Origin of the sequence: Terrisporobacter muris (assembly GCF_024621905.1) — a bacterium.
Lineage (GTDB): Bacteria > Bacillota > Clostridia > Peptostreptococcales > Peptostreptococcaceae > Terrisporobacter > Terrisporobacter muris.
The window spans coordinates 18,542-29,539 of the sequence record NZ_JANKBY010000013.1; the positions used below are offsets into that span (position 1 = coordinate 18,542).

Here is a 10,998-nt window from a genome sequence, read left to right on the forward strand (position 1 = left end):
TCCAATTTATTTTAAAAATCCTTGATAACTTCTCATAACAAGGTGTGACTCTAATTGTCTCTTAAGTTCAAGAGCTACCCCTACAACGATTAGTATAGATGTTCCAGCCAAACTCATTTCAACACTTAAAAAATGTACTGTGAATGCTGGTATCATCGCAATTATAGCTAAGAATACAGCTCCTGCTAATGTTAGCTTTGATAATATTTTATTTAAATAATCAACTGTAGGCATTCCAGGTCTTATACCCGGGATGAATCCACCATTGTTTTTCATATTTTCTGCTATATCTTCAGTATTGAATGATATAGTAGTGTAGAAATATGAGAAAAATACTATCAATAGAACTTCTAAAGATCTATATATCCAAAAACCTATGTCTGAACTTGTACTTAGGTAAGTTGATACAAATGTTTGAGCACTTTCTCCCATAAATAACGCTATCGTTTGTGGAAAAGCTAAAAGTGAACTAGCAAATATTATTGGCATAACACCTGATTGGTTTACTTTCATTGGTATATGAGAACTTTGTCCTCCATATAATTTTCTTCCAACAACTCTTTTAGCATATTGTACTGGAATTTTTCTAACTGCTTCACTTATATATGTTACAGCCATTATAGTTATTAGCATTACAACAACAATTAATATTGCTGCCCATAAAGCTAGACTTCCTTGATTTACATCTTTTACAGTTCCTATAAGATCTGATGGTATTCTTGATATAATACCAACGAATATTATAATTGAACTACCATTACCCAAACCTTTTTCAGTAATTCTATCGCCCATCCACATTACAAGCATACTACCTGCAACTAAAGTTACTATAACTGTTAAAATGAAAAATATGCTGTCAGACGCTAAAGCAGATCTTACAATTCCTAGTGTAATACCTATCGCTTGTACAAATCCTAATGCTAAAGCTGTATATCTAGTATACGCATTCATTTTCTTTCTACCTTCTTCACCAGACTTTTGTAGTTCTTTTAAACTATCAAAACCTATCGTAAGAAGTTGTATAATAATTGAGGCTGTAATAAACGGTCCTATGCCCAATGCAAACAGAGTGAAGTTACTGAAAGCTCCCCCAACAAACATATTATATAGGGAAAGTAGGCTATTGTTGCCTACCATATCCTTTATAATACTGGTATTGACTCCAGGAACTGGTATAGTAGTACCTATTCTAAATATTAGAATCATCATTAGGGTATATAAAATTCTTTTTCTTACATCTTTCACTTTCCAAGATTGTTTTATCTTTGATAGCACGTAATCACCCCACAAGTGTTGCTAGAAAGCTTAAATTATACTAATTCAGCTTTTCCTCCAGCTTTTTCTATTTTCTCTTGAGCTGAAGCAGTGAATTTAGCAGCTTTAACTGTAACAGCTTTTTCAAGATTTCCTTGTCCTAATATTTTTATACCGTCTTTTTCTATTTTACTTACAGCACCTGTAGATTTTAATAATTCTGCAGTTACCTCAGTACCATTTTCGAATCTATTTAAAAGTTCAACGTTAACTTCTGTATATTGTTTTTTAAATATATTTGTGAAACCTCTTTTAGGTAATCTTCTAGCAAGTGGCATTTGTCCACCTTCGAATCCTACTCTAACTCCACCACCTGAACGAGACTTTTGTCCTTTTTGTCCACGTCCTGCAGTTTTACCTTGACCAGTAGCAGTACCTCTACCTAATCTTTTCTTAGCTTTTACTGCTCCTTTAGCAGGTTTTAACTCATGTAGTTTCATGGATTGCACCTCCTTCTTATTTCGTAAATAAATTATTCAGTTATTTCAGTTACTTCAACTAAGTGACTAACTTTAGCGATCATACCTCTCATTTGGGCATTATCTTCTTTAACAACTACTTGTTCTCTTTTTGTTAATCCTAACGCTTCAACGTTTTTTCTTTGGTTAGGAGTAGTTCCTATTGTACTTCTAACTAATTTGATTTGTAATTTAGCCATTTCACACTACCTCCTTAGCCTAAAAGATCTTCAACTTTTTTACCTCTTAGTGCAGCTACATCTTCAGCTGTTTTAAGAGATTTAAGTCCTTCTATTGTAGCATTTACTAAGTTTCTTGGATTTCTAGTTCCTAAGCATTTCGCTCTAACGTCTTTTAATCCAGCTAATTCTAATAAGTCTCTAGCCGCACCACCAGCGATTACTCCTGTACCTTCTTGAGCTGGCATTATTATTATTCTTCCAGCACCGAAGTGTCCGATAACTTCGTGAGGTATAGTAGTTCCTACCATAGGTACTTTTATAAGATTCTTTTTAGCATCTTCTACTGCTTTTCTTATAGCATCTGGAACTTCCATAGCTTTTCCAGAACCTATTCCAACGTGTCCGTTTTCATCTCCAACAACTACTAAAGCTGCGAATCTAAAGTTTCTACCACCTTTAACAACTTTAGTAACACGTCTAACTTCAACAACTTTTTCTTGTAAATCTAGTTGTCTCGCATCTATTAATTTACGACGCATGTGCATGTCCCTCCTTTTTTAATTAGAATTTAAGACCAGCTTCTCTTGCAGCTTCAGCTAACTCTTTTATTCTTCCGTGATATAAGTATCCACCTCTGTCAAATACAACTTCAGTTATACCTTTTTCTACAGCTTTCTTAGCTACTAATTGTCCAACTAATTTAGCTGCTTCTTTATTTCCTGTATGATTAACAGCACCCTTAACATCTGCTTCTAAAGAAGAAGCAGCAACAAGAGTTACCCTATTAGTGTCATCTATTATTTGAGCGTATATATTGTTTGAACTTCTGAATACACATAATCTTGGTCTTTGAGTAGTTCCAGAAACTTTTCTTCTAACTCTCTTATGTCTTTGAAGTCTTATAGCATTTTTATCAGCTTTCTTTAACATTGAGCTCACTCCTTTCAACCTTTATTTAATTAGGCTTACTTTTTACCAGTTTTACCTTCTTTACGTCTTACAACTTCACCAGCGTATCTTATACCTTTACCTTTGTATGGCTCTGGTTTTCTCCAATCTCTTATTTTAGCAGCATAGTTACCAACTAATTGCTTGTCTATACCTTTTACTACTAATTCAGTTTGATTTGGAGCCTCTACAGTTATTCCTTCTGGATCTTCCATTTCTACTGGATGAGAATATCCTAAGTTCATAACTAATTTATTTCCTTGCTTTTGTGCTCTGTATCCAACACCTACTAATTCTAATTTCTTTTCGAAACCAGTATTAACACCTATTACCATGTTATCTATTAAAGTTCTAGTTAACCCGTGTAATGATCTGTGTTGTTTGTTATTTGTTGGTCTTTCAACAGTTATAACATTTCCTTCTTGTTTTATAGTTAAAGCACCATCAAATTGCTTTGTTAAAGTTCCTTTAGGTCCTTTTACAGTTACTGTATTATCAGCAGCTATAGTAACTTCAACACCAGCTGGTACTGTTATTGGTTTAACACCTATTCTTGACATAGTCGCACCTCCTTACTTAGTTCGATTGATTACCAAACGTAGCAGATTACTTCTCCACCAACATTTTCTTTTCTTGCTTGTTTATCAGTTAATATACCTTTTGAAGTAGATATTACAGATATTCCTAATCCGTTTAATACCTTTGGTACTTCATAAGCATTTGTATAAACTCTCATACCAGGTTTAGATATTCTCTTTATACCTTGTATAACTCTTTCGCCTGATTGTCCGTACTTTAATTGTATTCTTATTATTCCTTGTTTCTCATCTTCTATAACATCATAACCTCTAACGAAACCTTCTTCTAATAAGATTCTAACTATTTCTTTCTTTATGTTAGAAGCAGGAACGTCAACAGTTTCATGCTTAACAGTGTTCGCATTTCTTATACGAGTAAGCATATCTGCAATTGGATCTGTCATTGTCATATTGAAACCCTCCTTTCAGTTTAAAAAAATCTTACCAACTTGCTTTTCTTACACCAGGTATTTGACCTTTATAAGCTAATTCTCTAAAGCATATACGGCATATACCAAAGTTTCTTATAACAGAATGTGGTCTACCACATATTGAGCATCTAGTATATTCTCTTGTTGAATATTTTTGCTTCTTCTGTTGTTTTACAACCATCGCTTTTCTAGCCACTGGAATCCCTCCTTTAATTATTTAGAAAATGGCATTCCTAATAATTTTAATAATTCACGAGCTTCTTCGTCTGTTTTAGCTGTAGTAACGAATATTACATCCATTCCTCTAACTTGATCTATTTTATCATATTCAATTTCTGGGAATATTATTTGTTCCTTTAAACCTAAAGCATAGTTACCTCTACCATCGAAAGCGTTAGGGTTAACTCCTCTAAAGTCTCTAACTCTTGGTAATGATACAGAAACTAATTTATCTAAGAAGTAGTACATTTTATCAGATCTTAATGTAACTTTTGCACCTATTGGCATACCTTCTCTTAATTTAAAGTTAGCTACTGATTTTCTAGCTTTAGTCGTAACTGGTTTTTGACCAGATATTATTTCCATTTCTTCTACTGCTTTTTCTAATCCTTTTGGATTTTCTTTAGCATTTCCAACACCCATATTGATAACTATTTTATCTAATTTAGGTATTTCCATTATATTTTTATATCCAAATTTCTCCATCATCGCTGGAGCAACTTGTTGAGTATATTTTTCTTGTAATCTAGAAGCCATTTAAGGTCCCTCCTTTCAAGCTATATTATATTTCTTTTCCGCTCTTAACTGCTACTCTAACTTTTTTACCATCTCTCATTTCAAATCTAACTCTTGTTCCTTTTCCTGTTTCAGGATCAACTGGCATTACATTTGAAACGTGTATAGCAGCTTCTTTATTTACTATTCCACCTTGTGGGTTTATAGCACTTGGTTTTTGGTGTTTAGTTACTACGTTCACACCTTCAACTATTACTTTGTTAGTCTTAGGGAATACTTTAACAACTTTCCCTGTTTTACCTTTATCTTTACCAGCTATAACAACAACTGTATCTTCTCTTTTAACACGCATCATGTCCTATTGCACCTCCTTATTATAGTACTTCTGGAGCAAGAGATACTATTTTCATAAATTCATGATCTCTTAACTCTCTTGCAACAGGCCCGAATATACGAGTTCCTACTGGAGTTTTATCGTCTTTTATTATAACTGCAGCATTTTCATCGAATGCTATATAAGATCCGTCGTTACGCTTTATACCTTTTTTTGTTCTAACTATAACAGCTTTAACAACTTTACCTTTTTTTACAACTCCACCAGGTGTTGCACTTTTAACAGTAGCAACGATTACGTCACCTACGTTACCATATCTTCTTTTACTTCCACCTAATACACGGATACATAAAAGTTCCTTTGCACCAGAATTGTCAGCAACTTTTAAACGTGATTCTTGTTGTACCATATCGTAATACCTCCTTTTCGCAAAACTATTTAACCTTTTCGATAACTTCTACTAGTCTGAAGTGTTTATCTTTTGATAAAGGTCTAGTTTCCATTATCTTAACTCTATCTCCGATTGAACATACATTGTTTTCATCGTGAGCCTTGAACTTTTTAGTTCTTTTAACAGGCTTGTTATATAACTCATGACGTACGAAATCTTCAACAGCAACTACTATAGTTTTATCCATTTTGTTACTTACAACACGGCCTATTCTAACTTTTCTTCTTCCTCTTTCCATGTTTAAAAAGCCTCCTCTCCAAATTAAGCTCTAGTTTCGTTTAACTTTCTTTCAGCAAGGATAGTTTTAACTCTAGCTATATCTTTTTTAACAAACTTAATTCTTGCTGTGTTTTCTAATTGACCAGTAGCTAATTGGAATCTTAAGCTAAATAATTCACTTTTGAAGTCATTTAATTTACTCATTAGCTCTTCGCTTGTTAAATCTCTTAGTTCTTTAGCTTTCATCCTATTCACCACCCTTTACTTCTAAATCTTCTTTTTTAACAAATTTACATTTGATTGGAAGTTTATGTGCAGCAAGTCTCATAGCTTCTCTAGCTTTCGCTTCATCTACACCTGCTAATTCGAACATAACTCTTCCTGGTTTAACTACGGCTACCCAATATTCTGGAGAACCTTTCCCAGCACCCATACGAGTTTCAGCTGGTTTTCTTGTTACTGGCTTATGAGGGAATATTTTTATCCAAACCTTCCCGCCTCTTTTTATATATCTAGTCATAGCTATTCTGGCAGCTTCTATTTGATTAGAAGTTATCCAAGATGCTTCCATGGCCATTAAACCGAACTCTCCGTAAGTAACTTTGTTACCTTTTTGAGCTTTACCAGCCATAGTACCTCTGTGAACTCTACGACGTTTTACTCTTTTTGGCATTAACATGAGTGTTTCCTCCTTCCTCGAACCTTATATATTATTTATTTCCTTTGTTTTCAGTTCTTTGAGGTCTTTGTCCTTGAGGTCTTTGTCCTCTTCCATTTCCTCTAGAATCTCTTCTTCTATTATCTCTCTTGTTATCTCTTCTGTCTCTTCTATTATCTTTTCTTTCTTCTCTTGGATTTATTCCGTTTTTAGTTGGTAATACTTCACCATGACAGATCCAAACTTTTATACCTATTTTTCCATAAGTAGTATCAGCTTCAGCAAATCCATAGTCTATGTCAGATCTTAAAGTTTGAAGAGGTACATTTCCTTCGCTGTATCCTTCAGTTCTAGCCATTTCAGCTCCACCTAGTCTACCTGATGCAGCAACTTTTATACCTTTAGCTCCAGCTTTAAGTGCTCTTTGAACAGCTTGTTTCATAGCTCTTCTGAAAGCAACCCTTCTTTCTATAGCTAAAGCTATGTTTTCAGCAACAAGTTGAGCATTTTTGTCTATAGCTCTTACCTCAACTATGTTTACTATTATATTTTTCTTAGTCATTTTTTCTAACTCAGCTTTTAATGCTTCTATTCCTGCACCAGCTCTTCCTATAACAACACCTGGCTTAGCAACATGAAGATCTAATTTGATCTTGTTAGCAGATCTTTCTATCTCTATTTTAGCAACTCCAGCAGAGTATAATTTATTCTTTAAGAATTTACGTATATTGTGGTCTTCTAATAATAATGCTCCGAACTCTTTTTTATCAGTTGTGAACCATCTTGAATCCCAATCTTTTATAACACCGACTCTTAATCCGTGTGGGTTAACCTTTTGTCCCATTTATTTCCCTCCTATCTGTGACTATTTTTTTTCTTTTACAACTACTTCTATGTGAGAAGTTCTTTTTCTTATCATAGTAGCTCTACCTTGTGCTCTAGGCATAAATCTCTTTATTGTTGGCCCTTGGTTAGCAACTATTGATTCTATATATAAGTTTTCAGCATTCATTTCGTGATTGTTTTCAGCATTTGCTTTAGCAGATTTTACAACTTTTGCTATATCTGCAGCAGCACCTCTTGGAGTGAATTTTAATATTGCTAATGCTTCATCAACGTTTTTACCTCTAACTAAGCTACATATTTGTCCAGCTTTTCTTGGAGATACACGTACATATTTTGCAATTGCTTTTGCTTCCATTTTAATATCCTCCTTCCTTAGTAAGAATGGTATTATTTTCTCTTGTTACTCTTTTCGTCGTCTTTGTGTCCTTTGAACGTTCTAGTAGGAACAAATTCTCCTAATTTATGTCCAACCATATCTTCTGTTATATAAACAGGTATATGTCTTCTTCCATCATGAACAGCTATAGTGTGCTCTACCATTTGAGGGAATATTGTTGAACTTCTTGACCAAGTCTTTATAACTTCCTTATTTCCTGATGCATTCATTTCTTCAACTTTCTTTAAAAGTCTAGCATGTACAAAAGGTCCTTTTTTAGTTGATCTTGACATCTAATTTCCTCCTCTCTGAGTAAAATAAATTCATAAAATCTATTTAATCATCTATTATTTAGTTCTTCTTGAAACTATTAATTTATTAGATGCTTTGTTTTTCTTTCTAGTTTTGTATCCAAGTGCAGGTTTACCCCATGGAGTAACTGGTCCAGATCTACCGATTGGAGCTCTACCTTCACCACCACCATGAGGGTGATCGCAAGGGTTCATTACAGATCCTCTAACTGTAGGTCTTATACCCATATGTCTAACTCTACCAGCTTTACCTATAACAACGTTACCGTGTTCAGCATTACCAACTTGTCCTATAGTAGCTTTACAGTCTATAGCTACATATCTCATTTCTCCTGATGGTAATCTTAATAAAGCCTTTGTTCCTTCTTTAGCCATTAACTGAGCAGAAACACCAGCAGATCTAACTAACTGAGCTCCTTTTCCTGGTTTTAATTCTATATTGTGAATTATTGTACCAACTGGCATATTTTTTAATGCTAATGCATTACCTGGTTTTATATCAGCATCTGGTCCTGACATTAAAGTATCTCCTACTTTTATTCCAACTGGAGCTAATATATATCTCTTTTCACCGTCAGCATAGTTTAATAAAGCTATGTTAGCAGTTCTGTTTGGATCATACTCAACAGTTGCAACTTTTGCAGGTATTCCATCTTTATTTCTTTTGAAATCTATTATTCTATATTTTCTTCTGTTTCCTCCACCTCTGTGACGAACAGTTATTTTCCCGTGAGCATTTCTACCAGAGTTCTTCTTTAAAGAAACTAAAAGAGATTTCTCTGGTTGGTTAGTTGTTATCTCATCAGAAACTAAAACTGTCATTTGTCTTAAGGCAGGAGAAGTTGGTTTAAACTTTTTAATAGCCATCTTTTTTCCTCCTTATGTTAATAAAAGGTATTACATTCCTTGGAAGAATTCTATTTCTTTAGAATCAGCAGTTAACTTAACTACTGCTTTCTTGAAACTTGCAGTTCTTCCTACACTTCTACCCATTCTTTTAACTTTTCCATCGTAGTTTAATGTGTTTACTTTTTCAACATTAACTCCGAATATAGTTTCTACAGCTTTTTTTATTTCAGTTTTATTAGCTTTTTTGCTTACTTCAAATGTGTATTTGTTTTCAGCCATTTCAGCCATACTTTTTTCTGTAACGATTGGTCTTATTATTATATCGTGTGGATTAGTCATTATGCGTACACCTCCTCCACTTTTTTAACAGCATCTGTTGTTATTACGAAAGAATCGTATTTTAAGATATCATAAACATTTATAGTATTAACTAATGCAGTTTCAACACCTTGTATGTTCGCTGCTGATTTTATTATGTTTTCGTTTTTCTCAGCCATTACTACTAAAGCTTTTTTACCAGCATTTATGTTTTTTAATACAGCTGCGAAATCTTTAGTTTTAGGAGCTTCCATTGTTAAAGCGTCTAATACTATCATTTCGTTGTTTTGTACTTTTGAAGATAAAGCACATTTCATAGCTAATCTTCTAACTTTTCTAGGTAAAGTATATCTGTAATTTCTTGGTTTTGGTGCGAAAGCAACTCCTCCACCTATCCATTGTACAGCTCTTATAGAACCTTGTCTTGCTCTACCTGTTCCTTTTTGTTTCCAAGGTTTTCTTCCGCCACCTCTAACTTCTGCTCTAGTTTTTGCAGATTGAGTACCTTGTCTTTTATTTGCAAGTTGGTTTTTAACTACTTCATATAAAACATGTTCGTTAACTTCAACATTGAATATAGAATCAGCTAATTCTATTTCACCAACATTTTGTCCATTCATATTCAATACATTTAATTTTGGCATTGTGCATCCTCCTTTCTTAGGTTAGTCTTATTTAGAAGCCTTAACTGCTTCTTTTATTGTTACTACTGAACCTTTAGCTCCTGGTATAGCACCTTTAACTAATATAAAGTTCTTTTCAGCATCAACTCTTACTACTTCTAAGTTTTGAACTGTAACTTTAACGCTACCCATGTGTCCAGCTAATTTTTTGTTTTTGAAAACTCTACCTGGGTAAGAACAAGCTCCCATTGAACCTGGTCTTCTGTGGTATCTAGAACCATGAGATTCTGGACCTCTTGATTGACCATGTCTCTTTATTGGACCTTGGAATCCTTTCCCTTTAGATATTCCTGTTACATCTATCATTTCACCTGTTGCGAATACGTCAGCTTTTATTTCTTGTCCAACTGTATAAGCATCTACAGATTCAACTCTGAACTCTTTTAAGTGTTTTTTTAATGTGTTAGCTGCAGCTAAATGTCCTTTTTGAGGCTTGTTTAAAGATTTCTCTTTAGCATCTACAAAACCTACTTGAACTGCATTGTATCCATCATTTTCTATTGTTTTAACTTGTGTTACAACAACTGGTCCTGCCTCAACAACTGTTACTGGTACTACTTCTCCAGCTTCAGTGAATATTTGAGTCATACCTATTTTTTTTCCTAATATTCCTTTCATATTAGCACCTCCTATAATTCTTACAGCGGATTACCTAATTTAGTAATCATTCTAAGATAGTCACCTTATAGGATAATATCTTAGGTGTTTGTTCTTATAACTTTATTTCTATATCAACACCTGCTGGTAAGTCTAATTTCATTAAAGAATCAACAGTCTTAGGCGTTGGGTTTGTTATGTCTATTAATCTTTTGTGAGTTCTTATTTCAAACTGCTCTCTAGAATCTTTGTATTTATGAACAGCTCTTAATATAGTAACTACTTGTTTTTCTGTTGGTAGTGGCACAGGTCCTGAAACTTGTGATCCAGCTTTTTTAGCAGTTTCAACTATTTTACCAGCAGAAAAATCTAATAATTTGTGATCATAAGATTTTAATCTTATTCTTATTTTTTCATTTTTAGCCATGTTTTATTTCCCTCCTTCTTCGCTTGTTTATCATTAACCTTTATTTATTTTAATACCGATACACAGTTCCGGGTGTTCCTGTTTTTTAAAAGTAAAAAATATTAAAATATTAGGGCTAACTCTCTTTCCTTACAATTCGTATCTCTCAAGCACACTAAATGAGTTAGCTTGTGGAGTATCTAATGATGGTGTTTCTAAATATGCTGATATAAAGAGAATAATGGAAAATACAACTTGGTATGGTAATGATGAAGATGAAGTTGACTTATTAGCTAGAAAATGT

Annotated in this window: 22 protein-coding genes; all 22 read right to left on the bottom strand. The window is 33.6% G+C overall.

Annotation, left to right across the window (positions count from 1 at the left end):
- Nucleotides 1-6 precede the first annotated feature (6 nt).
- The 22 genes from secY to rpsJ all read right to left on the bottom strand — a co-directional run bounded on the left by secY (nucleotide 7) and on the right by rpsJ (nucleotide 10,715).
- Nucleotides 7-1,275: a preprotein translocase subunit SecY gene (secY, locus tag NSA58_RS02210; protein ID WP_039680329.1), complete on the bottom strand. Its 1,269-nt coding sequence runs from the start codon at nucleotides 1,273-1,275 to the stop codon at nucleotides 7-9.
- A gap of 35 nt (nucleotides 1,276-1,310) precedes the next feature.
- Nucleotides 1,311-1,754, bottom strand: coding sequence for a 50S ribosomal protein L15 (rplO, locus tag NSA58_RS02215; RefSeq protein ID WP_039680330.1), 444 nt, complete (start codon nucleotides 1,752-1,754; stop codon nucleotides 1,311-1,313).
- A gap of 32 nt (nucleotides 1,755-1,786) precedes the next feature.
- Nucleotides 1,787-1,972, bottom strand: coding sequence for a 50S ribosomal protein L30 (gene rpmD, locus NSA58_RS02220; RefSeq protein ID WP_039680331.1), 186 nt, complete (start codon nucleotides 1,970-1,972; stop codon nucleotides 1,787-1,789).
- A 14-nt stretch (nucleotides 1,973-1,986) separates the two neighbouring features.
- A complete protein-coding gene (gene rpsE / locus NSA58_RS02225) occupies nucleotides 1,987-2,493 on the bottom strand; it encodes a 30S ribosomal protein S5 (protein ID WP_039680332.1) in 507 nt (168 codons plus the stop codon).
- 22 nt (nucleotides 2,494-2,515) lie between these two features.
- Nucleotides 2,516-2,884 carry a 50S ribosomal protein L18 gene (gene rplR, locus NSA58_RS02230; protein WP_039680333.1) on the bottom strand — a complete coding sequence of 123 codons (369 nt, stop codon included), beginning with the start codon at nucleotides 2,882-2,884 and terminating at the stop codon, nucleotides 2,516-2,518.
- Between the two features lie 35 nt (nucleotides 2,885-2,919).
- Nucleotides 2,920-3,462, bottom strand: a complete 543-nt coding sequence (gene rplF, locus NSA58_RS02235; protein WP_039680334.1) for a 50S ribosomal protein L6 — start codon at nucleotides 3,460-3,462, stop codon at nucleotides 2,920-2,922.
- A gap of 29 nt (nucleotides 3,463-3,491) precedes the next feature.
- On the bottom strand, nucleotides 3,492-3,890 hold the full coding sequence (gene rpsH, locus NSA58_RS02240) for a 30S ribosomal protein S8 (protein ID WP_039680335.1): 399 nt from the start codon (nucleotides 3,888-3,890) through the stop codon (nucleotides 3,492-3,494).
- Nucleotides 3,891-3,921: 31 nt separating this feature from the next.
- Complete coding sequence (locus NSA58_RS02245; RefSeq protein WP_018590380.1) at nucleotides 3,922-4,107, bottom strand: type Z 30S ribosomal protein S14; 186 nt, start codon at nucleotides 4,105-4,107, stop codon at nucleotides 3,922-3,924.
- A 17-nt stretch (nucleotides 4,108-4,124) separates the two neighbouring features.
- Nucleotides 4,125-4,667: a 50S ribosomal protein L5 gene (gene rplE / locus NSA58_RS02250; protein WP_039680336.1), complete on the bottom strand. Its 543-nt coding sequence runs from the start codon at nucleotides 4,665-4,667 to the stop codon at nucleotides 4,125-4,127.
- Between the two features lie 25 nt (nucleotides 4,668-4,692).
- Nucleotides 4,693-4,998 carry a 50S ribosomal protein L24 gene (rplX, locus tag NSA58_RS02255; protein WP_039680370.1) on the bottom strand — a complete coding sequence of 102 codons (306 nt, stop codon included), beginning with the start codon at nucleotides 4,996-4,998 and terminating at the stop codon, nucleotides 4,693-4,695.
- 22 nt (nucleotides 4,999-5,020) lie between these two features.
- On the bottom strand, nucleotides 5,021-5,389 hold the full coding sequence (rplN, locus tag NSA58_RS02260) for a 50S ribosomal protein L14 (RefSeq protein ID WP_039680337.1): 369 nt from the start codon (nucleotides 5,387-5,389) through the stop codon (nucleotides 5,021-5,023).
- A gap of 25 nt (nucleotides 5,390-5,414) precedes the next feature.
- On the bottom strand, nucleotides 5,415-5,669 hold the full coding sequence (gene rpsQ / locus NSA58_RS02265; protein WP_039680338.1) for a 30S ribosomal protein S17: 255 nt from the start codon (nucleotides 5,667-5,669) through the stop codon (nucleotides 5,415-5,417).
- 23 nt (nucleotides 5,670-5,692) lie between these two features.
- A complete protein-coding gene (rpmC, locus tag NSA58_RS02270; protein WP_039680339.1) occupies nucleotides 5,693-5,896 on the bottom strand; it encodes a 50S ribosomal protein L29 in 204 nt (67 codons plus the stop codon).
- 1 nt (nucleotide 5,897) lies between these two features.
- Nucleotides 5,898-6,329 carry a 50S ribosomal protein L16 gene (gene rplP / locus NSA58_RS02275; RefSeq protein WP_039680340.1) on the bottom strand — a complete coding sequence of 144 codons (432 nt, stop codon included), beginning with the start codon at nucleotides 6,327-6,329 and terminating at the stop codon, nucleotides 5,898-5,900.
- A gap of 31 nt (nucleotides 6,330-6,360) precedes the next feature.
- Nucleotides 6,361-7,152 carry a 30S ribosomal protein S3 gene (gene rpsC / locus NSA58_RS02280; protein WP_039680341.1) on the bottom strand — a complete coding sequence of 264 codons (792 nt, stop codon included), beginning with the start codon at nucleotides 7,150-7,152 and terminating at the stop codon, nucleotides 6,361-6,363.
- A gap of 21 nt (nucleotides 7,153-7,173) precedes the next feature.
- The gene (gene rplV / locus NSA58_RS02285) at nucleotides 7,174-7,509 is read right to left on the bottom strand and encodes a 50S ribosomal protein L22 (RefSeq protein ID WP_074080191.1); all 336 of its coding nucleotides are present in this window, start codon (nucleotides 7,507-7,509) and stop codon (nucleotides 7,174-7,176) included.
- 32 nt (nucleotides 7,510-7,541) lie between these two features.
- A complete protein-coding gene (gene rpsS, locus NSA58_RS02290) occupies nucleotides 7,542-7,823 on the bottom strand; it encodes a 30S ribosomal protein S19 (protein ID WP_039680343.1) in 282 nt (93 codons plus the stop codon).
- Nucleotides 7,824-7,877: 54 nt separating this feature from the next.
- Complete coding sequence (rplB, locus tag NSA58_RS02295; RefSeq protein WP_039680344.1) at nucleotides 7,878-8,708, bottom strand: 50S ribosomal protein L2; 831 nt, start codon at nucleotides 8,706-8,708, stop codon at nucleotides 7,878-7,880.
- Between the two features lie 30 nt (nucleotides 8,709-8,738).
- Nucleotides 8,739-9,029: a 50S ribosomal protein L23 gene (gene rplW, locus NSA58_RS02300; protein WP_039680345.1), complete on the bottom strand. Its 291-nt coding sequence runs from the start codon at nucleotides 9,027-9,029 to the stop codon at nucleotides 8,739-8,741.
- On the bottom strand, nucleotides 9,029-9,652 hold the full coding sequence (gene rplD / locus NSA58_RS02305) for a 50S ribosomal protein L4 (protein ID WP_039680346.1): 624 nt from the start codon (nucleotides 9,650-9,652) through the stop codon (nucleotides 9,029-9,031). Before rplD ends, rplW begins: the two co-directional genes overlap by 1 nt.
- A 27-nt stretch (nucleotides 9,653-9,679) precedes the next feature.
- Nucleotides 9,680-10,309, bottom strand: a complete 630-nt coding sequence (gene rplC / locus NSA58_RS02310; RefSeq protein WP_039680347.1) for a 50S ribosomal protein L3 — start codon at nucleotides 10,307-10,309, stop codon at nucleotides 9,680-9,682.
- 94 nt (nucleotides 10,310-10,403) lie between these two features.
- Nucleotides 10,404-10,715, bottom strand: a complete 312-nt coding sequence (gene rpsJ / locus NSA58_RS02315; protein ID WP_018590366.1) for a 30S ribosomal protein S10 — start codon at nucleotides 10,713-10,715, stop codon at nucleotides 10,404-10,406.
- Between the last annotated feature and the right edge of the window lie 283 nt (nucleotides 10,716-10,998).

Bases quoted from the DNA above. Each gene is read 5' to 3' on its own strand.
- rpmD (WP_039680331.1), bottom strand. From the start codon at position 1,972: ATGGCTAAATTACAAATCAAATTAGTTAGAAGTACAATAGGAACTACT.
- rpsS (WP_039680343.1), bottom strand. From the start codon at position 7,823: ATGTCAAGATCAACTAAAAAAGGACCTTTTGTACATGCTAGACTTTTA.
- rplO (WP_039680330.1), bottom strand. From the start codon at position 1,754: ATGAAACTACATGAGTTAAAACCTGCTAAAGGAGCAGTAAAAGCTAAG.
- rplN (WP_039680337.1), bottom strand. From the start codon at position 5,389: ATGGTACAACAAGAATCACGTTTAAAAGTTGCTGACAATTCTGGTGCA.
- rpsQ (WP_039680338.1), bottom strand. From the start codon at position 5,669: ATGGAAAGAGGAAGAAGAAAAGTTAGAATAGGCCGTGTTGTAAGTAAC.
- rplE (WP_039680336.1), bottom strand. From the start codon at position 4,667: ATGGCTTCTAGATTACAAGAAAAATATACTCAACAAGTTGCTCCAGCG.
- rpsC (WP_039680341.1), bottom strand. From the start codon at position 7,152: ATGGGACAAAAGGTTAACCCACACGGATTAAGAGTCGGTGTTATAAAA.
- rplF (WP_039680334.1), bottom strand. From the start codon at position 3,462: ATGTCAAGAATAGGTGTTAAACCAATAACAGTACCAGCTGGTGTTGAA.
- rplX (WP_039680370.1), bottom strand. From the start codon at position 4,998: ATGCGTGTTAAAAGAGAAGATACAGTTGTTGTTATAGCTGGTAAAGAT.
- rplD (WP_039680346.1), bottom strand. From the start codon at position 9,652: ATGCCAAAATTAAATGTATTGAATATGAATGGACAAAATGTTGGTGAA.
- rplB (WP_039680344.1), bottom strand. From the start codon at position 8,708: ATGGCTATTAAAAAGTTTAAACCAACTTCTCCTGCCTTAAGACAAATG.
- rplV (WP_074080191.1), bottom strand. From the start codon at position 7,509: ATGGAAGCAAAAGCAATTGCAAAATATGTACGTGTATCTCCAAGAAAA.
- rpsH (WP_039680335.1), bottom strand. From the start codon at position 3,890: ATGACAATGACAGATCCAATTGCAGATATGCTTACTCGTATAAGAAAT.
- rplW (WP_039680345.1), bottom strand. From the start codon at position 9,029: ATGACTAATCCACACGATATAATAATAAGACCAATCGTTACAGAAAAA.
- rplR (WP_039680333.1), bottom strand. From the start codon at position 2,884: ATGTTAAAGAAAGCTGATAAAAATGCTATAAGACTTCAAAGACATAAG.
- rpmC (WP_039680339.1), bottom strand. From the start codon at position 5,896: ATGAAAGCTAAAGAACTAAGAGATTTAACAAGCGAAGAGCTAATGAGT.
- rplP (WP_039680340.1), bottom strand. From the start codon at position 6,329: ATGTTAATGCCAAAAAGAGTAAAACGTCGTAGAGTTCACAGAGGTACT.
- rplC (WP_039680347.1), bottom strand. From the start codon at position 10,309: ATGAAAGGAATATTAGGAAAAAAAATAGGTATGACTCAAATATTCACT.
- rpsJ (WP_018590366.1), bottom strand. From the start codon at position 10,715: ATGGCTAAAAATGAAAAAATAAGAATAAGATTAAAATCTTATGATCAC.
- rpsE (WP_039680332.1), bottom strand. From the start codon at position 2,493: ATGCGTCGTAAATTAATAGATGCGAGACAACTAGATTTACAAGAAAAA.